Below are 24,258 nucleotides of genomic sequence, written 5' to 3' on the forward strand. Positions count from 1 at the left end.
CGGGCCTCCGGCAGGATCGGTGCCATGCGATCGGAGCTGCGTGCCGTCCGGACCGGAGGCGTCCCCGTCGTCGTCGACCTCACCGACGACTGCGCCGAGTTCGTGCAGCCGGAGGGCGACGGCCTGCTGCACGTCTTCGTCCCGCACGCGACCGCCGGGCTGGCGATCCTGGAGACCGGCGCGGGGAGCGACGACGACCTGCTCGCCCAGTTGGACGAGTTGCTCCCCCGCGACGACCGGTGGCGCCACCGGCACGGCAGCCCGGGACACGGCCGGGACCACGTGCTGCCGGCGTTCGTGCCGCCGCACGCCAGCGTCCCCGTGCTGGAGGGGCGGCTGATGCTGGGCACCTGGCAGCGCATCTGCCTGGTGGACACCAACACGGACAACCACCAGCGGCACGTCCGCTTCTCCTTCCTGCCCGGCTGAGGTGCGCCCCCTTGCGAGCCCCTCCCGCAGACACGGCAGGATGCGCGGCATGACCGAGACCGACGCCGCCCCCGTCCGCCTGGCCGCCGGCGACCCGGCGCCGGACTTCACGCTGCCCGACGCCGACGGCACCCCGGTGTCGCTCTCCTCGTACCGCGGCCGGCGCGTGATCGTCTACTGCTACCCGGCCGCGCTCACGCCGGGCTGCACCACGCAGGCCGTCGACTTCACCGCCGCGGCCGGTGACCTCGCCGAGGCGGGGCTGGAGATCATCGGCATCTCCCCCGACCCGGTCGAGAAGCTCGCCCGCTTCCGGGAGAAGGAGAACTTGCGCATCACGCTCGTCTCCGACGCCGACAAGCAGGTGATGCAGGCCTACGGCGCCTACGGCACGAAGAAGCTGTACGGCAAGGAGGTCGTCGGCGTGATCCGGTCGACGTTCGTCATCGACGCCGAGGGCCGGGTCGAGCGCGCCTCCTACAACGTCAAGGCCACCGGGCACGTCGCCAAGCTCCGCCGCGACCTCGGGCTGGACTGAAGAACCACCCTCCAGGGGCCACTGCGGGGTGGCCGGGCAAGAACGTCTGCCTAGGCCCGCCACGTCCCCGGCCGGGGCTGGCACTCCGGCGGGCACGGGTAGCCCGGGTCCCACGGGAAGCCGCCGTCCGGGTGGGCCCAGGTCAGCTGGTAGGCGGGCACCGAGTACTCGTCGGGGCGCTGGTAGAAGCGGTTGGCGCTGAACAGGACCTCCCCCGGGTTGGGCAGCTCCTCCACCACGAGCGGCTCCGCCCGGCCGTGGGTGAGCACCTCGCCCGGCACCAGGTCCCGGCCGTCGAGGACCAGGCCGGCGACGTGGTCGAGCAGGCCGCTCGCCGCCTCGCGCCCGACGCCCACCACGACCAGTTCGGGGTGCCCCACCCCGAACAGGCCCACGGTGTAGCCGAACGCCGGCTCGTCGGAGGCCTCGCCGCGCATCACGTACTGCACGGCGAACCGGTGGACGCGGATCCCCTGCGCCAGGCGGCTGTCCTCCTGGTCGAGCCAGGCGATCGTCTGCGGATCGGTCGTCATGCCGCCCAGCGTCCCGCCGGACAGCGACGACCGGGGCGCCCGGAGACCCGGCTGTGGACGACCGCCGCGCCTGGGGACAGCCGCCGGTGGCGGAGGGGCGCCCGCCGGAACATCCCCCGGAACGGCCCGGACGTCGTCCTCAGCGGCGATCGAGCCCGAAGACGCTGGTGACCAGTGCGTCGAGCACGGTCGTCGCCGCCTTGAGGTCCGGTGCCCGGGCGGCGAGCACGTCGGAGTAGAGGAAGGACTCCCCCAGCCGGACGACGGCGAGGGCGAGCAGCGGAACGGGGATCTGCGGCTCGAGACCGTGCTCGTCGACATCCCGCTGGAAGAGCTCGGTGTAGGCCTCCACGACCCGCGGCTGGACCCGGCCCTGCGGATCGGTGAGCACGCGGATCGCGGTCGCCGGCTCCTCGTCGAGCAGGCGGCGGACGGGGAGGGCGGTGCTGAGGGCGTAGCGGAAGTCCTCCATCACCGCCAGGGAGCGGAGCCGGGTGTCCGGCCCGTCCCCGGACGCCCGGGCGTCGTGCTCGCGCTCGGCGGCCGCGAGCGTCCGCCGGCCCAGGAAGGCCAGCGCCTCGCCGAGGATCGCGTCCCGGTTGCCGGCGCGGCGGAACAGGGTCGCCCGGGAGATGCCCAGCTCCGTCGCCAGGGTGCCGGTGTCCAGGCGGCGGCCGCTCATCAGGGTCCGCGCCGCGTGGCGCACGATCTCCTCCGGGGCGCCGCTCACGGGTGGCAGCGTAGGGCAGGAGGAGCGGGCCCCGACGTCGTCGGCACCCGCCCGTTCGAGGGCTACCGGCCGGCGTCCCCCTCCGCTGCCTCGCGCCGCAGCCGGGCCCGCCGCTTGCCCTCGTGCATGGCCTGCACCCGGGCCACCGGGATGGTGTGCCCCTCGGCGACGAGCGCGGCCGGGAGCTGCTGCGGCTCCGGCAGCAACGCCGCCCAGTCCGGCAGAGACGACCCCGAGGTGACGGTGGCGTCCCCCGGCCGCACCGCGTCCAGGTTGGCCCAGTCGACGGGCGCCGACACCGGCAGCCCCGGCCGCACCCGCGGGCTGTAGGCGGCGACGACCGTGCCGGTCCCCGACCGGGTGGAGTCCACGAAGACCCGGCCCTCCCGCTCCTCCTTGAGGAACGCCGTCGTCGCGACCCCGGGGTCCAGCTGCGCCGTCCGCTGCGCCAGCGCCCGCGTGGCCGCGGCGACGTCCTCGACCGGCGAGCCCTGCACCGGGACGACGACGTGCAGCCCCGAGGAGCCGCTGGTCTTCACCGCGCCGGCGAGCCCGGCATCTGCCAGCGCCCGACGGGCCAGCCGGGCGACGGCCACGACGGCGGAGAAGTCCGCGCCGTCGGGCGGGTCGAGGTCGAGCACCAGCCCGGTCGGCTCCCGCGAGCCGGCCGGGAGGAAGGGCACGTGGAACTCGACCGCGCGCTGGTTGGCCAGCCACAGCAGGGTGCGGCGGTCGTCGCACAGCACCTGGTGCACCTCGCGGTGGGCGGACTCCGCCCACACGGCCACCGTGCGCACCCAGGCGGGGGCGCCCTTGCTGACGTTGCGCTGCATGAACGGGGCCTGGCCCGGCCGTACCCGCACCACCGAGAGCGGCCTGCCCGCCAGCAGCGGGACCAGCCGGTCGGCGACGGCGTCGAGGTGGTCGACGAGCGCGCGCTTGGGGACGCCGAGCCCGTCACCCAGCGGCGAGTCCAGGCTGCTCAGCGGCACGCCGTCCCGCTCCTCCATGGGGTCACCGTTCCGCGATCACGGCCATCCGGCAACCGGCCCCTGCGAGGGCCCGCCGCGAGCCTGCGAAGGAGGGTCGTTCCTCAGATCTCGTACGTGGCGCCGGGGGTGACCAGCTCGGTCTCGCTGAACACCGAGCTCGCGGCGAAGAGCTGGCCGATGTGGTCGACCCAGGCGGGGATGTGGGTGAGCAGCAGGCGGCCGACGCCGGCGGCCGCGGCGTGCTGGGCGGCCTGCCGCCCGGTGAGGTGCAGACCCGGCGGCTGCTCGGGCGCGTTGTCGGGGTGCGCCGCCTCGGCGAGCAGCACGTCGGCGCCGCGGGCCAGCTCGACCACCCGCTCGCAGGGGCCGGTGTCGCCGGTGTAGACCAGCGACCGCCCGCCCGCGGTCAGCCGGATGGCGTAGGTCTCGACCGGGTGCGCGGTGCGGGCCAGCTCCACGTCGAAGGGGCCCAGGCGGAAGGTCCCCGGGCCCACCGGGACGAAGTCGAAGACGTCGGTCAGGCCGTCGCCGTCCACGTCGTAGGCCAGCGCCAGTCGCCGCTCGGCGCCCACCGGCGCGTAGAGCGGTACCAGCGGCCCCCGGGGGCCGCCCGAGTAGCGGTGCCAGACGACGAACGGGGCGATGTCGAGGCAGTGGTCGGCGTGCAGGTGCGAGAGGAACACCGCGTCCACCGACGCGGGGTCCGCGACTCGCTGCAGCGCCCCGAAGGAGCCGTTGCCCAGGTCGATGACGAGCCGGAACCCGTCGTGCTCCACCAGGTAGCAGGACGCGGGCGAGTCGGGACCGGGCCCGCTGCCGCAGCACCCCACGACGGTCAGCCTCACGCGGCACCCGCCCGCCCGGCGCCGAGCACGGCACCGACCTCCGGCCCCAGGAAGCGGCGGCCGAGCCGGGCGAACGGCTCGGGGTCGCCGGTGGCCAGGAAGACGTGCCGCGGCGAGGGCGCCGCGGGATCGCGGAGCAGGTCGGCGCGGGTGAGCACGCGGTAGACGTCCTTGGCGGTCTCCTCGGCGCTGGAGACGAGCGTGACGCCGTCCCCCAGCACCACCGAGAGCACGCCGGTGAGCAGCGGGTAGTGCGTGCAGCCCAGGACGACGGTGTCGACGCCGGCGGCCATGAGGGGGTCCAGGTATGACTGCGCCAGACCCAGCAGCTGCCGGCCGCTGGTGACTCCCCGCTCGACGAAGTCGACGAAGCTCGGGCAGGCGGCCGAGGTCACCGACACCTGCGGCGCGGCGGCGAAGGCGTCGTCGTAGGCGCCGCTGGTCACCGTCGCCTGGGTGCCGATGACGCCGATCCGGCCGTTGCGGGTGGCGGCGATCGCCCGGCGGACCGCGGGCAGGACCACCTCGACCACCGGGACGTCGTATCGCTCCCGCGCGTCGCGCAGGGAGGCGGCGCTGGCGGAGTTGCAGGCGACGACGAGCATCTTGACGCCGCTGCCGACCAACTCGTCCATGACCGCCAGGGAGTGGCGGCGCACCTCGGCGATCGGCAGGGGGCCGTAGGGGCCGTTCGCCGTGTCGCCGATGTAGCGGACGGCCTCGCCGGGCAGCTGGTCGAGCACGGCGCGGGCGACGGTGAGCCCACCGACGCCCGAGTCGAAGATGCCGATCGGCGCGTCGGCTCCTGGCTGCGTCCCCATGTCGCCGGTCAGGCTAGCGGCCCCCACCGACGGTCCCGCCGACCCCCGGCGACGTGCTGGAACGGCCACCCTTCAGGGGCCCGCGGCGAGCGCGGCGACGTGCTGGAACGGCCACCCTTCAGGGGCCCGCGGCGAGCGTGCGAGCCGTGGGGAGAAGGGTGGTCCTTCTAGGCCCAGAGCTGGCCCTCCAGCGCGGAGGTCGCCTCCTCGAGCGTGCCCGCGTAAGCGCCGGTGGAGAGGTACTTCCAGCCGCCGTCGCAGACGATGAAGACAATGTCGGCCCGGCGCCCGGCCGCGACCTCCTTGTCGGCGATGCCCAGCGCAGCGTGCAGGATCGCGCCGGTGGAGATGCCGGCGAAGATGCCCTCCCGCTCCACGAGCTGGCGGGTGCGGTGGATGGCGTCGTCCGGCCCGACGGAGAACCGCGAGTCCAGCAGGTCGGCGTCGTAGAGCTCGGGGATGAACCCCTCGTCGATGTTGCGCAGGCCGTAGACCAGCTCGCCGTAGCGCGGCTCCGCGGCGATGACCTGCACACCGGGCTTCTGCTCGCGGAAGTAGCGGGAGCAGCCCATGAGCGTGCCCGTCGTCCCGAGCCCGGCGACGAAGTGGGTGATCGAGGGCAGGTCGGCGAGGATCTCCGGCGCCGTCCCCTCGTAGTGCGCCTGGGCGTTGGCCGGGTTGCCGTACTGGTAGAGCATCACCCAGTCGTCGTGCTCGGCGGCGAGCTCCTTGGCCATGGCGACGGCCTGGTTGGAGCCGCCGGCCGCCGGCGAGGAGATGATCTCCGCCCCGTACATCTCCAGCAGCTGCCGCCGCTCGATCGAGGTGTTCTCCGGCATCACGCAGATCAGCCGGTAACCGCGCTGCCGGGCGACCATGGCCAGCGAGATGCCGGTGTTGCCGCTGGTCGGCTCGAGGATGGTCGAGCCGGGCCGCAGCAGCCCCTCCTTCTCGGCTGCCTCGATCATCTTGATCGCGGCGCGGTCCTTGATGGAGCCGGTGGGGTTGTGGTCCTCGAGCTTGGCCCACAGCCGCACGTCCGGCGTCGGCGAGAGGTTGGGCAGCCCGACGAGCGGGGTGCCGCCGAGGGAGTCGACGAGGGAGGCGAAGCGGGCCATCGGGTGAGCTCTTCCGGAACGGGGGCGAGGGGCGGGGAGCGGGGCGCCGCTCAGCAGCCGCCCGCGACCGCCGGGAGGATCGTCACCGAGTCGCCGTCCTTGACCTGGGTGTCCAGGGCGCCGGTGAAGCGCACGTCCTCGTCGTTGACGTAGACGTTGACGAAGCGGTGCAGCTTGCCCTCCTCGGTCACGAGGCGGTCCTTGAGGCCCGAGTGCTTGCTGTCGAGGTCGTCGATCAGCGCGGCGAGGGTGTCCCCCTGGCCCTCGACGGTCTTGCTGCCGCCGGTGTGGGTGCGGAGGATGGTCGGGATCCGGACCTCGATGGCCATGGCGTGGTTCTCCTCGGGACGTGTCTGTCTTGGGGGGCGCTGCAGAGGCAGCGGTGGTGCATCTGAGCCGGGCAACGCCCGCTCACCGCGGGGCATTCCGGGACGGCCCCGTCCAGGGCACCGCCCCGAGCGTGCGAGGGGCGGGGAGGACGGGGCCCTCTTTCAGTCGTAGACGACGGTCGTCGGCGAGTGCCCGAACAGGTAGGACTCGACGATCTCGACCTCCTCCTCCGACACCTCCCCGTCGACGATCCGGTAGCTGCGGAACTCGACGTCGTCGCCGGCCAGGCCGGTCTCGGGACCGTGGTGGCGGGTGGACACCAGCACGTAGTGCGTGCGGGGGTCGGCGGCCGGGCCGGAGGCGTACCCGACGTCGGTGCGCGAGGGGTAGGCCTCGGTGGCGGTGTGCGAGTGGTAGACGACGACCGGCCACTCGTCCCGGTCGTCCATGTCGCGGTAGAGCGCGAGCAGGTCGGCGCTGTCGAACTCGTAGAACGTGGGCGACCGCGCCGCGTTCAGCATGGGGACGAAGCGCTCGGGACGGTCGGTCCCCTCCGGTCCGGCGACGACGCCGCAGGCCTCGTCCGGATGGTCCTTCCGGGCGTGGGCCACGATGGCGTCGTAGGTCGCGCGGTCGATGCGCAGCACGTCGGCCAGTCTAGGCGTGCCCACCGGGCCGCTCCCCGATCGCCCCCGGGACGCCCCCCTGCCGGGTGACCGGCCGGGGCCCGCCGGGTGGCCGCCGGGGAACGAGCCGGGACCGATACGGTCGGCGTCGTGTGGGTCCCGCTGCTCCTGACCGCCGGCGTCGTGCTGCTGGCCCTGCCGGCGTTGGTCATGGGCGTGCGAGGGCTGTTCCGGCACCACGGCTACAGCGCCGCGCACCCGGGCGACCGGGGCCCCGTCGTGGTCATCGTCGTCGTGCGCGCGGTGCTGCTGCTCTTGCTGCTCGCCGCCTCGGCCCTGGTGCTGGTCTCCACCGTCGGCGCGATCCTGGCCGACGTCGAACTGCACGGGATGGTCTACGTGCTCTTCGTCCTCGACCTGCTGCTCGCCGCCCTGGTGCTGCTCACCTTCGGCCGGCGCGACCGGCGACGAGCGCGTCCACGAGCGACCCCTGCAGCGCGGTGAGCCAGTAGTAGACCGCGAGCTGGTGGTCGGTCTCGTCCACGATCTCCTCCGGCGGCTCGGTGTCCTCGCTGATGTCCAGGCGGGTGCCGAGCGCCAGCCGGAGGTCGTTGCTTGTGCGCAGCCAGGCACCGGCCTGCTCGTCGTCCAGCCGGACCTCCCCCCCGTCGGCCGGCAGGGTGGCGCGCACGGTGGCCAGGTCGTCGGCCTTGCCGCCGCGCAGGGTCTGCTTGGTGAGGCCGCGGTAGTCCTCGGCCAGCGCCGGGTCGCTGCGGTGCCCCGCGGGGAAGAGCCGGTCCATCACCGGGTCCCCGCTGCTGTCGGCCCGGTCGGCGGCCAGCAGCTGCTCCAGCTGGTCGAGCAGCAGCCCGACGATGCCTGCCTCGGCCCGGTCGAGGCGGGCCACGAGGTGGCCGCCCTTGGCGCGGAACGGCTTCACGAGTCCCTCTGGTAGCTGGCCCACAGCCCGTAGGCGTGCAGCCGGCTGGTGTCGTGCTCCATGCGCTCGCGCGGGCCCGAGCTGACGATCGCCTTCCCCTCGTGGTGCACCTGGAGCATCAGCGTGGTGGCGGTCGGCTCGTCGTAGCCGAACAGCTCCTGCAGCACGAAGGTCACGTAGGTCATGAGGTTGACCGGGTCGTTCCAGACGACGGTCACCCACGGCCGGTCGAGGTCTCCGTGTTCCTCGACGGTCGTCTCGGGGGCCCGGGTCGGGGCGAGCGGTCCGGCCACGGGTCCCAGCTTAGGACGTCGTCCGCCCCGGCGACCGGGGGTCCGCCTACGCTCCGGAGCCATGCCGACGGCTCCCGCCCTGCTCACCGACCGCTACGAGCTGACGATGCTGGCCGCCGCGCTCGCCGACGGCACAGCGGAGCGGGACTGCGTGTTCGAGGTGTTCGCCCGCCGCCTGCCGCACGGCCGCCGCTACGGGGTGCTCACCGGCACCGGCCGGTTGCTCGAGGCGCTGCCGCACTTCCGGTTCGGCGACGCCGAGCTCGCGACGCTACGCGACCAGGGGCTGACCGACCGGCGGCTGCTGGACTGGCTGGCCGACTTCCGGTTCCGCGGGGACGTCGACGGCTACGCCGAGGGCGAGCTGTTCTTCCCGGGGTCCCCGGTGCTCACCGTGCGCGCCCCCTTCGGCGAGGGCGTGCTGCTGGAGACGCTGGCCCTGTCGATCCTCAACCACGACTCGGCGATCGCCTCGGCGGCCGCCCGCATGGTGGCGGCGGCCTGCGAGCGGCCCTGCATCGAGATGGGGTCGCGCCGCACGCACGAGGAGGCCGCGGTCGCCGCCGCCCGCGCGGCCCACCTCGTCGGGTTCGCGTCGAGCTCCAACCTGGAGGCGGGGCGGCGCTACGGCGTCCCCACCACCGGTACCAGCGCCCACGCGTTCACGCTGCTGCACGACGACGAGCGGGCGGCCTTCCGCGCCCAGGTGGAGACCCTCGGCACCGGCACCACGCTGCTCGTCGACACCTACGACGTGGAGCAGGGCATCCGGACGGCGATCGAGGTGGCCGGCCCGGAGCTGGGCGCCATCCGGCTGGACTCCGGCGACCTGCCGACCCTGGCCACGCGGGCCCGGGAGCTCCTCGACGAGCTGGGCGCCAACCGCACCCGCGTGATCGTCACCAGCGACCTGGACGAGTACGCCATCGCGGGGCTCATGGCCGCGCCGGTCGACGGCTACGGGGTGGGCACCTCGCTGGTCACCGGCTCGGGGGCGCCGACGGCCGGGATGGTCTACAAGCTGGTGGAGCGCGACGGCGTCCCGGTGGCCAAGCGCTCCGAGGGCAAGAACTCCGTCGGCGGGCGCAAGCGGGCCGTGCGCCGGCACGCCGCCGACGGCACGGCCACCGCCGAGGTGGTGAGCAGCTCCCCGGTCGAGGCGCGTGAGGGCGACCGCGACCTGGTGGTGCCGCTCGTCCGGGACGGCGCGCCCTGCGACGACGTCACCCCGCCCGAGGCGCTGCGGCGGGCCCGCGAGCACCACGCGCGGGTGCGCGAGGCGCTGCCGGCCGAGGCATGGGCGCTCTCCCGCGGGGAACCGGCGCTGGAGACCGAGACCGCCTGAGCGGCAGAAGGGCCCCGTCCTCCCGACCACTCGCAAGCTCGCGGCGGTGCCCTGGACGGGGCCGGGAAAGGCACACTGCACAGATGACCCGTGCACTGATCGTCGTCGACGTGCAGAACGACTTCTGCGAGGGCGGCAGCCTGGCCGTCGCCGGCGGCGCAGCGGTCGCGGCCGCGATCACCGAGCACGTCCGCTCGGCGGGCTACGACCACGTCGTCGCGACCCGGGACCACCACATCGACCCCGGCGACCACTTCGCCGAGCACCCGGACTTCCTGGAGACCTGGCCGCCGCACTGCGTGGTCGGCACCGGCGGGGTGGAGCTGCACCCGGCGCTGGACCGCGGCCCGCTGGAGGCCGTGTTCGACAAGGGCGAGTACGCCGCCGCCTACTCCGGCTTCGAGGGGACCGCCGACGGGGTGGGGCTGGCCGACTGGCTGCGGGGGCACGGCGTCCAGGAGGTGGACGTCGTCGGCATCGCCACCGACCACTGCGTGCGCGCCACGGCACTCGACGCCGTCGCCGCGGGGTTCGCCACCCGCGTCCTGCTGCCGCTCACCGCAGGGGTCTCCGAGGCGACCACCGCGGCGGCGCTGGACCAGCTGCGCACCGCCGGCGTCGCGCTGGAGGGGTCGCCCCGCACCGCCTGAGACGCCGCTGCGACGACGTCCACCCTCACCGCGCGGTGTCCTCCCTCACCGCCGACCGTGAGGGAGGACGCGCCACGATCAGGGAACCTGATCATGGCGGCGGGTGGGCGGTCAGACCGCGTCGAGGACCTCGTCCCGGGTGAACCCGAGCACCTGCAGGACCGCGTCCAGGTAGGGCTGGTTGAGTGCGGTGTGCGCCTGCTCCCGCACGAACGGCTTGGCGTTGAACGCGATCCCCAGCCCGGCGGTGCTCAGCATGTCCAGGTCGTTCGCCCCGTCGCCGACGGCCACCGTCTGGTCCAGCGGGATGCCGTACTGCTCGGCGAAGCGGATCAGCGCCCGCGCCTTGCCGGGCCGGTCGACGATCTCCCCGACCAGCCCGCCGGTGAGGCGGCCGTCGACCACCTCCAGCGTGTTCGCGGCGGCGAAGTCCAGCCCCAGGCTCTCGGCCAGCGGGTCGGTGATCTGGGTGAAGCCGCCGCTGACGATGCCGCACCGGAAGCCGAGGCGCTGGAGCGTCCGGATGAGGGTGCGCGCGCCCGGTGTCAGCACCAGGTGCTCGCGGACCTCGTCCAGCACCTCCTCCGGCAGCCCGGCCAGCACCGCGACCCGCGCCCGGAGCGACTCGGCGAAGTCCAGCTCGCCGTTCATGGCGGCCGCGGTGATGCGGGCGACCTCCGCCGCCCGCCCCGCGCGCGCGGCCAGCTCGTCGATGACCTCCCCGCGCACGAGGGTGGAGTCGACGTCGAGGACGATCAGCCGCTTGCTGCGCCGGGCGATCCCGACCTGCTCGACGGCGATGTCGGCGCCGGTCGAGGCCGCCACCGAGGCGAGCGCGGCGCGCAGGGCGGTGGCCTCCGCCCCGGAGACGGTGAGCTCGAAGCTGGTGACCGGGTAGTCGGAGAGCCGCCGGATCGCGTCGATGTTGCCGCCGATGCCGGCGACCGCCTGCGCGGCGCCGGCCACCGCTTCGGGCGGCACCGGGCGCCCCAGCACGATGACGTGGTGCGGGCGCCCCGCGGCGACCGGTGCGTCGGGGCCGCTGGCCGACTCCACGGACACGCGGACGCCCACCGCGGTCTCGACGTCCTGCGCCACCGTGCGGAGCCGGTCGAGCAGCTCCTCCTCCCCCACCGGCGCGATCGCCTCGCTGCCGAGGGCGCCGACCACGACGCCGAGCACCAGGTGCCCGTGCACCACGACCTGCTCGACGTCGAGGACCTCGACGGCGGGGTGCCCGTCCCCGTCCGCGGCGAGGGCGGTGAAGAGCTGGGCGGTCACCCCCGGCCGGTCTGCCCCGGTGACGGTCAGCAGCGCCCGCGGCGCGGTCGCGACGGGGGAGGGCAGCAGGTCGGGTGTGGGCTCGTGCGGCACGCGGTCATCGTGCCGCACGCAGCCTGCGCCCCTTGACCCGCCACGGCAGACGCCCGACGCCCCGCCGGCCCGGAGGCCGACGGGGCGTCGGTGACGGTCTGGACGGCCACCCTTCAGGGGCCCGCGCCGAGCCTGCGAGGCGCGGGGGAAGGGTGGTCCTTCCTCAGGTCGGGTCGGGGTCGTTCGGCCCGGCGCGGTGACCGGTGGTGGCGCCGAGCTCACTGACGCCGCCGTAGGGCTCGTGCCGCTTGCCCACGTGGGCCTCGGCCTGCAGCCGCTCGATGAGGTGCGGGTAGTGCGCCTCGAACGCGGGGCGCTCCGAGCGGATCCGGGGGATCTCCACGAAGTTGTGCCGCGGCGGCGGGGAGGAGGTGGCCCACTCGAGGCTGTTGCCGTGGCCCCACGGGTCGTCCCGCAGCGCGAGCTCGCCGTACTTCCACGACTTCACCACGTTGTAGACGAACGGGATCGTCGCGGCGCCCAGGATGAACGAGCCGATCGTCGACACCGTGTGCAGCGTCGTGAAGGCGTCGGTCTCCAGGTAGTCGACGTAGCGGCGCGGCATGCCCTCGTTGCCCAGCCAGTGCTGCACCAGGAACGTGACGTGGAAGCCGATGAAGGTCAGCCAGAACTGCAGCCTGCCCAGCCGCTCGTCCATCATCCGGCCGCACATCTTGGGGAACCAGAAGTAGATGCCGGCATAGGCGGCGAACACGACGGTGCCGAAGACGACGTAGTGGAAGTGGGCGACGACGAAGTAGCTGTCGTTGACGTGCCAGTCCAGCGGCGGGCTGGCCAGCAGCACGCCGGTCAGACCACCCAGGAGGAAGGTGATCATGAAGCCGATGGAGAACAGCATCGGCGTCTCGAAGGTCATCTGACCCCGCCACATGGTGCCGATCCAGTTGAAGAACTTGATGCCGGTCGGCACGGCGATGAGGTAGGTCAGGAAGGCGAAGAACGGCAGGAGCACCGCGCCGGTGGCGTACATGTGGTGCGCCCAGACGGCGAGCGAGAGGGCACCGATCGCCAGCGTCGCGAAGACCATGCCCTTGTAGCCGAACAGCGGCTTGCGGGCGAAGACCGGGATGATCTCGGTGACGATGCCGAAGAACGGCAGCGCGATGATGTAGACCTCGGGGTGCCCGAAGAACCAGAACAGGTGCTGCCACAGCATCGGGCCGCCGTTCTCATCCGAGTAGATGAGAGCGCCCATGTTGCGGTCGGCCAGCATGCCCATGATGGCGGCGGTCAGGATCGGGAAGGCGAAGAGGACCAGCACGCTGGTCACCAGCGTGTTCCAGGTGAAGATCGGCATCCGGAACAGCGTCATGCCAGGCGCCCGCAGGCAGACGATCGTGGTGATGAAGTTGACCGCGCCCAGGATCGTGCCCAGACCGCTGACCGCCAGGCCCGCGAACCACATGTTCGCGCCGGGGCCCGGGGAGTGGACCACGTTCGACAGCGGCGCGTAGGCGTACCAGCCGAAGTCCGCCGCGCCACCGGGGGTCAGGAAGCCGCCGACCGCGATCAGGCTGCCGAACAGGAACAGCCAGAAGGAGAAGGCGTTCAGCCGCGGGAAGGCGACGTCCGGCGCACCGATCTGCAGCGGCATGATCAGGTTCGAGAACGCGAAGAACAGCGGCGTCGCGAACATCAGCAGCATGACCGTGCCGTGCATCGTGACGAGCTGGTTGTACTGCTCCGGGGACAGGAACTGCAGGCCCGGCCGCGCCAGCTCACCCCGCATCAGCAGCGCCATCAGGCCACCACCGATGAAGAAGACGAACGAGGTGGTCAGGTACATCAGACCGATGGTCTTGTGGTCGGTGGTCCGCAGCAGGTTCGAGAGCCGCGAGCCCTTCTCGACCACGTGAGCCGGGCTGGGCCGGCTCACGATGGGCGCCGGTGCAATCGTCACGGCTCGCAGCTTAGACCGTGCCGTGCGGCACCTCAGGTCGGGCAGGTGAGGCGCGCCGTGAGGATCACCGGAGGCGCTGGTAGGTGGCCACGTCGACCGAGATCGTGACCTCCACGGCGGCCGGCAACCGCGCCAGCGAGGCCGCGAGCGCCGCCGCCGTGAGGTGCCGCGCGTGCGGCCCCATCCCTACCAGGGTCGCCACCGAGGCGTGGTCGAGCGAGAGGGTCCGGCGGTGCCGCCGCCCGCCCTCGCGCGCCAGGTGGGGCTCCAGGGTCGCGCTGAGCCGGCCGGCCTTGCCGGGGTCGACGCGGAGCAGGCCCAGCGGGCCGACGAGCTCGGCGAGGTGGTCCGGGCCGGGCGTCACGACGACCAGCCGCCCCTCCGGGTGCAGCACCCGGGCGATCTCCGGGCCGTTGCGCGGGGCGAAGACCACGAGGGCCCGGTCGACGGCGCCGTCGCGGACCGGGAGCCGCGCCCAGGTGTCCCCGACCACCGCCACCGCGCCCGGGTGGGCCCTCGCCGCCCGGCGCGCGGCGTAGCGCGAGGCGTCGAGCACCACACCCGCCGCCCGCGGGAGGTCGTCGAGCAGGCGGGCCAGGTGGTGCCCGGTGCCGCCGCCGAGGTCGAGCAGGGTGGCGGGCTCCCCGGGCGCGCGGACGGCCCCGGCCAGGGCGGCGGTGACGCCGTCGTAGTGACCGGCCGAGAGGAACGCCACCCGGTCGGCGACCATGGCCGCCGAGTCCCCCGACGGCGCCCGGTGGCCGGGGGGGAGGAGCGTCACGTGCCCCTGACGGGCGCGGTCGAAGGCGTGGCCCCGGTCGCAGCGCAGCCCCGCGTCGCCGGGCTCGGCGGCGAGGGGCGCGGCGCACGCCGGGCAGGCCAGCAACGCCACCGCGCGCGGGTCCAGCGGCGGCCCGCTCACCGCCGCGGCGGCACGGCGTGGAAGGTCACGTCCCGCAGGCGCCCGGCGTCGGCCACCGCGGTCACGTACGTGCCGTGCGGCTGGCGACGCCGGTCGGTGGGCGAGCCCGGGTTGAGCAGCCGCAGCCCGGAGGGCGCCACCGTGTCCCAGGGGATGTGGCTGTGCCCGAACACCAGGACGTCGGTGTCGGAGAAGCGGACCGCACACCGCTCCTCGCGCCCCTTGGCGTCGCCGGTCTCGTGCACGACGGCGAACCGGATCCCCTCGATCTCGGCGCGGGCGACCAGCGGCAGGCGGTCGCGCAGCGGCCCGTGGTCGTTGTTGCCGTGCACGGCCACCAGGCGGCGGGAGCGGGCCTCGAACAGGTCCAGGAGAGCGGCGTCGACCCAGTCCCCGGCGTGCACCACCACGTCGGCGGCGTCGATCGCCGTCCACAGCGCATGAGGTAGGTCACGCGCGCGCTTGGGGACGTGCGTGTCGGAGGTGAACACCAGCGAAACAGGCACGACGACATGGTTGCAGGCCGCTACGTTCTCTTCCGGCCGGCGATCCTGCCCGCTCCGCACGAACCGAGGACGCCCGTGACCGAATCCCTCCCCTCCCCCGCCGGCGGCGGACCGGCGACCGGCGCCGACGAGCCCTACGAGAAGCGCTGGCTGGCCCTCGGCGTCATCGCCATGACCGTCCTGCTGGTCATCCTCGATGCCACGATCGTCAACATCGCACTGCCCGCGGTCACCGCGGACCTCGGCATCAGCGCGGCCAGCCAGCAGTGGATCGTCACCGCCTACACCCTGACCTTCGGTGGCTTCCTCCTGCTCGGCGGGCGCATCGCCGACTTCTGGGGCCGCAAGCGCACCTACCTGGTCGGCGCGGCGGGCTTCGCCGTCGCCTCGGCGTTCGGCGGCGTCGCGCAGAACGAGGCGATGCTCTTCGGCGCCCGCGCCCTCCAGGGCGTCTTCGGCGCGCTGCTGGCCCCGGCGTCCCTCGCGCTGCTCACCGTCCTGTTCACCGACCCGAAGGAGCGCGCCAAGGCCTTCGGCGTCTACGGCGCCATCGCCGGCGGCGGCTCGGCCATCGGCCTGCTGCTCGGCGGGGTGCTCACCGAGTACGCCGACTGGCGCTGGTGCTTCTGGGTCAACCTGCCGGTCGCCCTGCTGGCCATCGTGCTGGCGATCCCGATCGTGCCGGAGAGCAGGGCCCCCGGGGACACCAGCTACGACATCCCCGGCGCCGTCCTGGTCACCCTCGGCCTGGCGTCGATCGTCTACGGCTTCACCCGCGTGGCCGAGGCCTCGCAGACCTTCGCCGCCGCGGCCGCCGCGGCCAACGCCCGGGCGGCGGCCCAGGGCACCGCGAGGCTGGTGACGCCGGAGAGCGGCTGGAGCGACGGCCCGGCGTGGCTGTTCATCGTGGGCGGGCTGGTGCTGGTCGCGCTGTTCGTCCTGCTGGAGCTGCGGACCCGCAACCCGCTGCTGCCGATGCGCATCGTCCTCGACCGCAACCGGGGCGGCGCCTACCTGACCTCGACGCTGGTCGGCGCCGGGCTGCTCGGGGCGTTCTTCTTCCTGAGCCTGTACTTCCAGCAGGTGCTCGGGTACGAGCCGGTGATGGCGGGACTGGCGTCGCTGCCCACCACCCTCGGGGTGTTCGTCTCGGCGGGCCTGGCCAGCGTGCTCGTCCCCCGGGTCGGGCCGAAGCCGCTCATGGTCCTCGGCGGCGTGCTCGCCGCCGCCGGGCTCCTCACCCTGTCGTTCGTCGGGCTGGAGACCGGCTTCTGGCAGCTGCCCTTCCCGGGCCAGCTGCTGCTGGGGCTCGGCCTCGGCTTCACGTTCGTGCCGCTGTCGAACCTGGCACTGGTGGGCGCCGGCGTCCACGACGCCGGGGCGGCCAGCGCGATGCTGAACGCCACGCAGCAGGTCGGCGCCTCGATCGGCACCGCCGTGCTGGCCTCCCTCTCGGTCGCCGCCATCAGCACCTACACCGCCGACGTGCTCGCCTCGGGCGCGGACCCGCAGGACCCGTCGGTGGGTCTCGCGGCGCAGGTGGAGGGCTACACCACGGCCTTCACGTGGGCGGCCGGGCTGCTGCTGCTGGGCGCCGTCGTCTCGGCGCTGCTCATCAAGGCGACCAAGGACGACCTGCCGGCCGAGGGTGACGCCGTCGTCCACGTCGGCTGAGCAAGGACCCCCCCACCCCCCACCGCTCGCAGGCTCGCGGCGGGACCCTGCAGGGGGCCGTTCCAGCTCCTCACCCGTGCTCGGCGAGCGCCTTGAGGCGGGCGTTGTACGCGGTCAGCTCGGCGTCGCCGTCGCGATCGGCCGCGCGGTCCAGCGCGCGGGCCCGGCGGTCGTCCGAGCGCGCCCAGGAGAAGAACACGACTGCCAGCACCAGGACGGTGGGCAGCTCGCCGAAGGCCCAGACGATGCCGCCGGCGACGGCCTGGTCGGCGAGCGGGTCGACGCCCCACCCGGCCGGCGGCTGGGCGAAGGTGTCGACGACCAGCGACCCGGCCATCATGATCGCGACGCCGAAGAAGGCGTGGAACGGCACCGGCAGGAACAGCTCGAGCATCCGGCCGGGGTGGCTGAGCGTGCGCGGCCACGGGTCCTGGGCGGTGATCGGCCCGAAGAACAGCAGCCCCGTGACGACGAAGTGCGCCAGCATGAACTGGTGCCCCGCCGGGTTGGACATGAGCACGTCGAACAGCGGCGTGAAGTAGACGCCGTACAGGCTGGCGATGAACAGCGGCACGGTGAACAGCGGGTGGGCCACGGAACGGGCGAACCGGCTGTGCAGCGCCTCCAGCAGCAGCGCCCGCGGGGCGCCTGCCGCCCCCCGACCGCGCGGCAGGGTGCGCAGCGCCAGCGTGACGGGTGCGGCGAGCAGCAGGAGCAGCGGCGTGATGAGCGACAGCACCATGTGCTGGGTCATGTGGATGCTGAAGAGCACCATGCTGTAGCCGTTGAACCAGGTGCCGGTGACGGCGAAGAGCGAGGCGGTGCCGCCGACCCAGGCCAGCGTCCGCCACCACGGCCAGGCCACGCCGGAGCGGCGCAGGCGGACGACCGCGGCCAGGTAGACGACGAGCCCGATGATGCTGAGGAACGCCAGCACCGACCAGGGGTCCAGGTGCGGCAGGAACATCCGACCCCAGGTCGGCGCCTCTTCCGGGACCCACATGCCCGAGTGGTGCCCGTGCTCCACCGCGATCTCCTCCTGCCGGCCGGTCGTGCGCCTCCACTGTCCCACCGCGCGCGCCGACCTCCACGCGAGGCACGAGCCGACTGCCCCACGCACGACGACGCCCCCCGCCGGATCGCTCCGGCGGAGGGCGTCGTCGTGGATCCGGCGTGTCAGATCTGGACGCCGCGCTCCCGCAGCCACGGCAGGGGGTCGATCCGCTCCCCGCCGATGCCGCCGACGTGCACCTCGAAGTGCAGGTGCGGGCCGGTGGACTGACCGCGGTTGCCGAGCAGCGCGATGGTGTCGCCGGCGCGGACCACCTGCCCGGGGGTCACCAGGATCTCGTCCATGTGGCCGTAGACGGTGACGTCGCCGTTCTCGTGCTGGAGGTAGACCACCAGGCCGTAGCCGCTGGCGGGGCCGGCCTCGAGCACGACGCCGTCCATGACGGCGTACTCCGGAGTGCGCATGGGCGCGGCGAGGTCGATGCCCGCGTGGAGCGTGCCCCAGCGCGGCCCGAAGCCGCTGGTGAGCCGCCCACCCTGGACAGGGAGCACCGCCTTGGGGCGGGCCGCCTCGGCGGCGGCGCGGTCGGCCTCCTCCTGGGCGATCCGGTCGGCCTCGGCCTGGGCGTCCGCGGCGGCCGTGCGATCGGCGTCCCGGGCGGTGCGGCTGGCGACCATCTCCCGCAGCCGCGAGGTGTCGTCCTCGTCGACCTGCGGCGTCACCGACGACGCGTCGATGCCGAGCTGCTCGGCGACGCTGACCGAGTGGCCGGCCGTCTCGACCTCCGTCGCCCCGCTGACCGACGCGCCGCTGATGCTGAGCGCACCGACGAGTGCGGCGGCGAGGTAGAGCGCGGACCGTCGCCGTCCCGCGGGCGGGCGGCGGTCCAGCCAGCCTCGGCGGCCCGCCGCGACGGCGGCCACGACCTCGGCCGCTCCCGCGTCGGGCGCCTCCTCGGCGTCGAGGACGCGGACGACCGGCTCGACGGGCGCGGACGCCGGCGCGGGACGCCCCGGGGCGTCCTTCACGACGACGACGGCCTCGGGGGTTGGGGCGTCGACCAGCGCGGTGACGTCGGTGACCGGCGCCAGGGCGGCGACGTCGACGGCCGACCGCTTGTACGGGGTGGGCCGGCGCCGCGCCGGCGCCTCGGCGGCGGCCGCCGCGGCGACCTTGGCCGCGATGACCTGCACCACCGCGGCCCGGGCCGCGGAGAGCCGCGCCGCGGACGGCGCCGTCGGCTCGGCAGCCGTGGCGGTCGCCGGGCCGGCGGTGGCCGCCGTGGCCCCCGCGGCCGTCACCGTGGCGGCGCGGGCCCGCGTGCGGGAGGTGTTCTCGGTCCTGCGGGCCTCGGTTCCGCGCGCCTTCCCCTGGCGCTGCGGCGAGGCCGTGGACGCGGCCTTCTCCTCGGTCGACCCGCGGGTGGCGCGGGCCGGAGCGGGCGTGGCGTCGACCGTGGCGGTCGGCGCTGCACCCCTCTCGGGGAGGCGGTCGTGGTGGAGCGAACTCATGCACCTGACTTCCGTCGGCGGACATTGCACAGCGGCTCCCGGGGAGAGGAGCGGGGCCCATGTAAACACGCCGTGATGGATTCGTGATCTCTGCGACGGGGTAGGAGGGGCCGGTTGTGTGAACCGGATCACCGAATCGCCGCCCGTTTGCTCACCTGAGCGTGACCATCTATCAACGTAACGTGACGAACACGCTGCAGATGGTTGAGAGTGGCGCGATCCGGCTCACGTAGGGCCTAAGAGCCCTTTTCCGCAGCCCGATCGAGGGAGAAGACCTATGCGCGCAGTGACCTGGCACGGCCGAGGCGACGTCCGGGTGGAGACCGTCCCCGACCCCACCATCCAGGAGCAGACCGACGTGATCGTCGAGATCACCTCCAGCGGCATCTGCGGGTCCGACCTCCACCTCATCGAGGTCATGGCACCGTTCATGTCGGTGGGCGACGTGATGGGTCACGAGCCGATGGGGGTCGTCCGCGAGGTCGGACGCGACGTGACCGCGGTGAAGCCCGGCGACCGCGTGGTCGTGCCGTTCAACATCTCCTGCGGCACCTGCTGGATGTGCGCCGAGGGGCTGCAGTCGCAGTGCGAGACCACGCAGAACCGCGAGCAGGGGATGGGGGCATCGCTGTTCGGCTACACCAAGCTCTACGGGCAGGTGCCGGGCGGGCAGGCCGAGTACCTGCGGGTGCCCTTCGGCAACACCCTGCCGATCAAGGTCCCCGACGCCCCGCTGGACGACCGGTTCGTCTACCTCTCCGACGTGCTGCCCACCGCCTGGCAGGCCGTCCAGTACGCCGGCATCCCCGAGGGGGGCAGCGTGCTGGTCCTCGGGCTCGGCCCGATCGGCGACATGGCCACCCGCATCGCCAAGCACCTCGGCGCCGGCCAGGTCATCGCCTCCGACGTCGTCCCCGAGCGCCTGGCCCGCGCCCGGCGCAACGGCATCACCGTCATCGACACCACGGAGCAGGCCGAGGTCGTCGCCCGCGTCCGCGACCTGACCGACGGCCGTGGGCCGGACGCCGTCATCGACGCCGTCGGCATGGAGGCGCACGGCTCCCCGCTGGCCACGATCGCGCAGAAGGCGAGCGCGCTCGTGCCCGACGCGATCATGGAGCGGGTGATGACCGTGGCCGGCATCGACCGGCTGGCCGCCCTGAACACCGCCATCGAGGCCGTCCGCCGCGGCGGCACGATCTCGCTGTCGGGCGTCTACGGCGGCGCGACCGACCCCCTGCCCCTCATGCGCATGTTCGACAAGCAGGTGCAGCTGCGCATGGGGCAGGCCAACGTGTGGCGCTGGGTGCCCGACATCCTCCCCCTGCTGCTCGAGGGCGACCCGCTGGGCGTGGACGAGTTCGCCACCCACCGCGTGCCGCTGGAGCAGGCGCCCGAGGCCTACGCCAACTTCCGTCAGAAGAAGGACGGCGCGGTGAAGGTGCTCCTGCAGCCCTGACCCCCCGCCGGGCGGCCGCGCCGCCCGGCTCGGCACAGTGGTCCCGACCGGCCCCGGGCCCGCCCGGCGCCGGTCGGGGCTCCCCCGCCCACACCGGATCCACCCGCACGCAGCCCGGCACCACCAGGACGACGCCGTCCGCCGGCCCCGCCCCGACCGCGTCCCCTGGAGTTCCCCGTGCCCCGCGGACTGCTCGCCCTGTCCATCGGTGCCTTCGGCATCGGCACCACCGAGTTCGTCGTCATGGGGATGCTGCCCCAGATCGCCGACGGCCTGGGCGTCTCGGTCTCCGCCGCCGGCCTGCTCATCTCCGCCTACGCCGTCGGGGTGGTCGTCGGCGCCCCCACGCTGACCGCGCTGGGTCTGCGGTTCACCCCGCGGCAGACCCTGGTGGCGCTGATGGTCGTCTTCGTCGTCGGCAACACGCTGGCCGCACTGGCGCCCACCTACGGCACCCTGGCCGCCGCCCGGGTCCTCACCGCGCTCGCGCACGGCTCCTTCTTCGGGGTCGGCGCGGTCGCCGCCCGCCGGCTGGTGGCTCCCGAGCACGCCACCCGGGCCATCTCGCTGATGATCCTGGGGCTCACCCTCGCCAACGTCATCGGCGTCCCGATCGGCACGTGGGTCGCCCAGCAGACCAGCTGGCGGCTGGTGCTCGCCGCCGTCGCCGTCATCGGGCTGGTGACCGTCGCCGGGCTGCTGGCCTGGCTGCCCGGCGACCGCGGCGACGCCGCCGGCCTGCGCACCGAGCTGGCGGCGTTCCGCCGCGGCCAGGTGTGGCTCGTGCTCGGCCTCACCATGATCGGCTTCGCGGCCACGTTCGCCGTCTACAGCTACGTCGCCCCGATCCTCACCGATCTCGCCGGTCTGCCCGCGGCCGGGATCACACCCGTGCTGGCGCTCTTCGGCGTCGGCACCACCGTCGGCACGCTGCTCGGCGGGCGGCTGGGCGACCGGTACGGGTTCCGGTTCGTCGCCGCCGGGATGGCCGGTGTCGCCGTCATCCTGGTGGCCTTCTCCTTCCTGGCCCGCGAGCCGGTCGCGGCCGTGGTGCTGCTCGTGCTCTTCGGCACGCTGGGGTTCGCCATGGGCCCGGTCGTGCAGAACGGCGTGATCGAGGCCGCGCGGATCCGTGGCGGCAGCCTGGTGTCGGCCGCGAACCAGGCCGCGTTCAACGTCGCCAACGCCCTCGGTGCCGCACTCGGCGCCCTGGTGATCTCCCAGGGGCTGGGGCTGACCGCGCCGATGTGGGTGGGCGCGGCGCTCGCGCTGGTGGGTGCGGGGCTCGCGCTGCTGGCCGGGTCCGCGGACCGGCGCGCACGGGCCGCCACCGTGCCGGTCGGCACCGGCGACCACCCGCAGCCGGTCGCCTGAGGCGCGCATGCCCCCCGCCCACCGGGTAGGGAGGGGCATGACGATCGGCACCGCGGAGCAGTCCGGCACCTACCGCCTCGGCGACCGGGAGGTGCACCGCATCGGTTACGGGGCCATGCAGCTCGCCGGCCCGCACGTCATGGGGCCGCCGGCCGACCGGGACGCCGCGATCGCGGTGCTGCGCCGGGCCGTCGAGCTCGGCGTCGACCACATCGACACCAGCGACTACTACGGCCCGACCGTCGTCAACGAACTCATCCGCGAGGCGCTGCACCCCTTCCCCGAGGACCTGGTCATCGTGACCAAGGTCGGTGCCCGCCGCGACGCCGACGGCGGCTGGCCCGAAGCCCTGGACCCCGACGACCTGCGCCGGGCCGTGCAGGAGAACATCGACCACCTGGGGGTCGAGGCCCTCGACGTGGTGAACCTGCGCATGCCCGGCTTCGCCGAGCCCGTGGAGCGCTCGCTCGCCGAGCCGTTCGAGGCGCTGGCGGCCATGCAGCAGGAGGGGCTGGTCCGGCACCTGGGGGTCAGCAACATGACCCCGCAGATGTACGCGGAGGCACGGGCCATCGCGCCGGTGGTCTGCGTGCAGAACCACTACAACCTGGTGCACCGCGCCGACGACCCGCTGATCGACGCGCTCGCGCGGGACGGCGTCGCCTACACGCCGTTCTTCCCGCTCGGGGGCTTCACCCCGCTGCAGTCGGCCGCGCTGGAGACGGTGGCCCGGCGTCTGGAGACGACGCCGGTGCAGGTGGCGCTCACCTGGCTGCTGGCCCGCTCCCCGAACATCCTGCTCATCCCCGGCACCTCATCGGTCGCGCACCTGGAGGAGAACCTGCAGGCCTCGGCGCGGGTGCTCGGCCCCGCCGAGCTGGCCGAGCTCGACCGCATCGGCGGCACCGGGGAGCCCGACGTCGACCTGTGACCCGCGCCGGCCCGGGCTCAGGCCTGCGGCGCCGGCCCCAGCACCCGGTCCAGGTGGTCGTTGCCGAGCACCCCGGCCGGGTCCAGCCGGTCCCGCAGCGCCACGAACTCGTCGAACCGCGGGTAGCGCCGGCGCAGCGTGGCGGCGTCCAGACCGTGCAGCTTGCCCCAGTGCGGCCGGCCGCCCACCTCCCCCGCGATGCGCTCGAGCGCGGCGAACCAGCACCCGGGCTCGGTGCCCGCGGGCACGTGCGCGGCGATGTAGGCGGTGTCCCGGCCCGTCGCCGTCGACAGGGGGACGTCGTCGGCCGCGGCCAGCCGCACCTCCACCGGGAAGGCCGCCCGCCAGTCGCCCGCCTCGTGCACCCGGCGCAGCTCGGCCAGGACCGCCGGGGCGTCGGCGCGGGGGACGGCGTACTCCATCTCCAGGAAGCGCACCCGCCGCCGGCTGACGAAGACGCGTTGGGAGTGGTCGGTCCACGCGCGGGCACCCAGGGCGCGCGCCGACACCCGCGCCAGGGTGGGAACCAGCGCAGGCACGCGGCGCCCGGCGGCGACCACCCCGGCGAAGGCCGCGTTGGCGAGCACCTCGTCGTCCCACACCGCCCGCCAGCGTGGGAGGGGGGCGAGCCCCTCGGCCAGCGGGACGCGGGTGTTGCCCAACACCCGCGTCGCGTCGGTGTGCGGGAACCAGTAGAACTCCACGTGGTCGGTGGAGGTCATCAGCTCCTCGAAGCCCTCGAGCGCCGCGGTGAGGGTGCCCGGCCGCTCCTCGGCGCGGAGCGCGAACGCCGGCACGGCCTGCAGGGTCACCGCCGTCACCACACCCAGGGCACCCAGGCCCACGCGCGCGGCGGCGAACACCTCCGGGTGCCGGTCGGCGTCGCAGGCCAGCACCTCCCCTGAGGGCAGCACCAGCTCCAGGCCGCGCACCTGCGTGGCCAGTCCGCCGAAGCGGGCCCCGGTGCCGTGCGTCCCCGTGGCCAGCGCGCCGGCGACGGTCTGCCGGTCGATGTCGCCGAGGTCGGTCAGCGCCCACCCGCGGCGCAGCAGCTCCACGCCGAGCCGGTGCAGCGTCGTGCCGGCGCCCACGGTGACCAGGCCGTCGTCGCCGAGCTCCCGGATCCCGGACAGCCGGTCGCACACGAGCTGGACGTCGGCAGGCAGCCCGATGCCGGAGAAGGAGTGCCCGCTGCCGATCGGCCGCACCCGGCGCCCCTCGGCGGACGCCGCGGTGAGCACCTCGGCGACCTCGTCGGTCGACGCCGGGTGCACCGCGGTCACCTCCGCACGCTGGTTGCCCGCCCAGTTGCGCCAGCGGGTGCGCTCGGCCGTCCGGTCCAGCAGCTCCGTCACGCGGTCTCCCTCCGTCGAGCGCGCACTCT

At 74.1% G+C, this 24,258-nt stretch carries 26 protein-coding genes; 9 read left to right on the top strand and 17 right to left on the bottom strand.

Features of this window, described 5'->3' with window-relative positions:
* The first annotated feature begins 24 nt into the window (after nt 1-24).
* Together ACI792_RS03515 and bcp are read left to right on the top strand one after the other, a co-directional pair.
* On the top strand, nt 25-429 hold the full coding sequence (locus tag ACI792_RS03515) for a YjbQ family protein (RefSeq protein ID WP_456582639.1): 405 nt from the start codon (nt 25-27) through the stop codon (nt 427-429).
* Nucleotides 430-478: 49 nt separating this feature from the next.
* Nucleotides 479-967, top strand: coding sequence for a thioredoxin-dependent thiol peroxidase (bcp, locus tag ACI792_RS03520; protein WP_456601349.1), 489 nt, complete (start codon nt 479-481; stop codon nt 965-967).
* A 50-nt stretch (nt 968-1,017) separates the two neighbouring features.
* Here the strand turns inward: bcp and ACI792_RS03525 are convergent, their stop codons facing one another.
* The 8 genes from ACI792_RS03525 to ACI792_RS03560 form a co-directional block, all read right to left on the bottom strand.
* Nucleotides 1,018-1,500, bottom strand: a complete 483-nt coding sequence (locus ACI792_RS03525; protein WP_456601350.1) for a DUF4262 domain-containing protein — start codon at nt 1,498-1,500, stop codon at nt 1,018-1,020.
* Between the two features lie 139 nt (nt 1,501-1,639).
* Entirely contained in the window at nt 1,640-2,230 is a 591-nt protein-coding gene (locus ACI792_RS03530) for a QsdR family transcriptional regulator (RefSeq protein ID WP_456601351.1), read from the bottom strand.
* A gap of 62 nt (nt 2,231-2,292) precedes the next feature.
* Nucleotides 2,293-3,240, bottom strand: coding sequence for a DNA polymerase domain-containing protein (locus ACI792_RS03535; RefSeq protein WP_456601352.1), 948 nt, complete (start codon nt 3,238-3,240; stop codon nt 2,293-2,295).
* Nucleotides 3,241-3,323: 83 nt separating this feature from the next.
* The gene (locus ACI792_RS03540; protein WP_456601353.1) at nt 3,324-4,067 is read right to left on the bottom strand and encodes an MBL fold metallo-hydrolase; all 744 of its coding nucleotides are present in this window, start codon (nt 4,065-4,067) and stop codon (nt 3,324-3,326) included.
* Entirely contained in the window at nt 4,064-4,888 is an 825-nt protein-coding gene (gene murI, locus ACI792_RS03545) for a glutamate racemase (protein ID WP_456601354.1), read from the bottom strand. Before murI ends, ACI792_RS03540 begins: the two co-directional genes overlap by 4 nt.
* A gap of 167 nt (nt 4,889-5,055) precedes the next feature.
* On the bottom strand, nt 5,056-6,006 hold the full coding sequence (locus ACI792_RS03550; protein ID WP_456601355.1) for a PLP-dependent cysteine synthase family protein: 951 nt from the start codon (nt 6,004-6,006) through the stop codon (nt 5,056-5,058).
* A gap of 50 nt (nt 6,007-6,056) precedes the next feature.
* Nucleotides 6,057-6,335, bottom strand: coding sequence for a MoaD/ThiS family protein (locus tag ACI792_RS03555; RefSeq protein WP_456582631.1), 279 nt, complete (start codon nt 6,333-6,335; stop codon nt 6,057-6,059).
* Between the two features lie 162 nt (nt 6,336-6,497).
* Nucleotides 6,498-7,007 carry a Mov34/MPN/PAD-1 family protein gene (locus ACI792_RS03560; protein ID WP_456601356.1) on the bottom strand — a complete coding sequence of 170 codons (510 nt, stop codon included), beginning with the start codon at nt 7,005-7,007 and terminating at the stop codon, nt 6,498-6,500.
* 105 nt (nt 7,008-7,112) lie between these two features.
* Here ACI792_RS03560 and ACI792_RS03565 point away from each other — a divergent pair, with 105 nt between their 5' ends.
* On the top strand, nt 7,113-7,466 hold the full coding sequence (locus tag ACI792_RS03565) for a hypothetical protein (protein ID WP_456601357.1): 354 nt from the start codon (nt 7,113-7,115) through the stop codon (nt 7,464-7,466).
* Here the strand turns inward: ACI792_RS03565 and ACI792_RS03570 are convergent.
* Both ACI792_RS03570 and clpS read right to left on the bottom strand, forming a co-directional pair.
* Entirely contained in the window at nt 7,405-7,902 is a 498-nt protein-coding gene (locus tag ACI792_RS03570; RefSeq protein ID WP_456601358.1) for a DUF2017 family protein, read from the bottom strand. The two genes, ACI792_RS03565 and ACI792_RS03570, sit on opposite strands and share 62 nt — an antisense overlap.
* Nucleotides 7,899-8,195, bottom strand: coding sequence for an ATP-dependent Clp protease adapter ClpS (gene clpS / locus ACI792_RS03575; protein ID WP_305998956.1), 297 nt, complete (start codon nt 8,193-8,195; stop codon nt 7,899-7,901). Before clpS ends, ACI792_RS03570 begins: the two co-directional genes overlap by 4 nt.
* Nucleotides 8,196-8,256: 61 nt before the next feature.
* Between clpS and ACI792_RS03580 the strand changes: the two genes are divergently transcribed.
* On the top strand, nt 8,257-9,540 hold the full coding sequence (locus tag ACI792_RS03580) for a nicotinate phosphoribosyltransferase (protein WP_456601359.1): 1,284 nt from the start codon (nt 8,257-8,259) through the stop codon (nt 9,538-9,540).
* An 83-nt stretch (nt 9,541-9,623) separates the two neighbouring features.
* Nucleotides 9,624-10,190, top strand: a complete 567-nt coding sequence (locus ACI792_RS03585) for an isochorismatase family protein (RefSeq protein ID WP_456601360.1) — start codon at nt 9,624-9,626, stop codon at nt 10,188-10,190.
* Between the two features lie 111 nt (nt 10,191-10,301).
* On the opposite strand, the gene serB is transcribed toward ACI792_RS03585, so the two are convergent.
* From serB to ACI792_RS03605, 4 genes are all read right to left on the bottom strand, one after another.
* Nucleotides 10,302-11,564, bottom strand: coding sequence for a phosphoserine phosphatase SerB (gene serB / locus ACI792_RS03590; protein ID WP_456601361.1), 1,263 nt, complete (start codon nt 11,562-11,564; stop codon nt 10,302-10,304).
* Between the two features lie 163 nt (nt 11,565-11,727).
* Nucleotides 11,728-13,485 carry an aa3-type cytochrome oxidase subunit I gene (gene ctaD / locus ACI792_RS03595; protein WP_456601362.1) on the bottom strand — a complete coding sequence of 586 codons (1,758 nt, stop codon included), beginning with the start codon at nt 13,483-13,485 and terminating at the stop codon, nt 11,728-11,730.
* A gap of 64 nt (nt 13,486-13,549) precedes the next feature.
* Complete coding sequence (locus ACI792_RS03600) at nt 13,550-14,392, bottom strand: putative RNA methyltransferase (protein WP_456601550.1); 843 nt, start codon at nt 14,390-14,392, stop codon at nt 13,550-13,552.
* Between the two features lie 11 nt (nt 14,393-14,403).
* Entirely contained in the window at nt 14,404-14,913 is a 510-nt protein-coding gene (locus tag ACI792_RS03605; protein WP_456601363.1) for a metallophosphoesterase family protein, read from the bottom strand.
* 75 nt (nt 14,914-14,988) lie between these two features.
* Between ACI792_RS03605 and ACI792_RS03610 the strand changes: the two genes are divergently transcribed.
* Nucleotides 14,989-16,587: an MFS transporter gene (locus ACI792_RS03610; RefSeq protein WP_456601364.1), complete on the top strand. Its 1,599-nt coding sequence runs from the start codon at nt 14,989-14,991 to the stop codon at nt 16,585-16,587.
* A gap of 70 nt (nt 16,588-16,657) precedes the next feature.
* On the opposite strand, the gene ACI792_RS03615 is transcribed toward ACI792_RS03610, so the two are convergent.
* Complete coding sequence (locus tag ACI792_RS03615) at nt 16,658-17,614, bottom strand: cytochrome c oxidase assembly protein (protein ID WP_456601365.1); 957 nt, start codon at nt 17,612-17,614, stop codon at nt 16,658-16,660.
* 149 nt (nt 17,615-17,763) lie between these two features.
* A complete protein-coding gene (locus ACI792_RS03620) occupies nt 17,764-19,110 on the bottom strand; it encodes a M23 family metallopeptidase (protein ID WP_456601366.1) in 1,347 nt (448 codons plus the stop codon).
* Nucleotides 19,111-19,387: 277 nt separating this feature from the next.
* Here ACI792_RS03620 and ACI792_RS03625 point away from each other — a divergent pair, with 277 nt between their 5' ends.
* The 3 genes from ACI792_RS03625 to ACI792_RS03635 all read left to right on the top strand — a co-directional run bounded on the left by ACI792_RS03625 (nt 19,388) and on the right by ACI792_RS03635 (nt 22,874).
* Nucleotides 19,388-20,569: a zinc-dependent alcohol dehydrogenase gene (locus tag ACI792_RS03625; RefSeq protein ID WP_456601367.1), complete on the top strand. Its 1,182-nt coding sequence runs from the start codon at nt 19,388-19,390 to the stop codon at nt 20,567-20,569.
* A gap of 177 nt (nt 20,570-20,746) precedes the next feature.
* On the top strand, nt 20,747-21,943 hold the full coding sequence (locus ACI792_RS03630) for an MFS transporter (protein ID WP_456601368.1): 1,197 nt from the start codon (nt 20,747-20,749) through the stop codon (nt 21,941-21,943).
* A gap of 37 nt (nt 21,944-21,980) precedes the next feature.
* A complete protein-coding gene (locus ACI792_RS03635) occupies nt 21,981-22,874 on the top strand; it encodes an oxidoreductase (RefSeq protein ID WP_456601369.1) in 894 nt (297 codons plus the stop codon).
* 17 nt (nt 22,875-22,891) lie between these two features.
* Here ACI792_RS03635 and ACI792_RS03640 read toward each other — a convergent pair whose 3' ends face one another.
* Nucleotides 22,892-24,229, bottom strand: a complete 1,338-nt coding sequence (locus ACI792_RS03640; RefSeq protein WP_456601370.1) for a D-arabinono-1,4-lactone oxidase — start codon at nt 24,227-24,229, stop codon at nt 22,892-22,894.
* Nucleotides 24,230-24,258 lie beyond the last annotated feature (29 nt).

The sequence above is a fragment of the Blastococcus sp. SYSU DS0669 genome, from assembly GCF_054050895.1.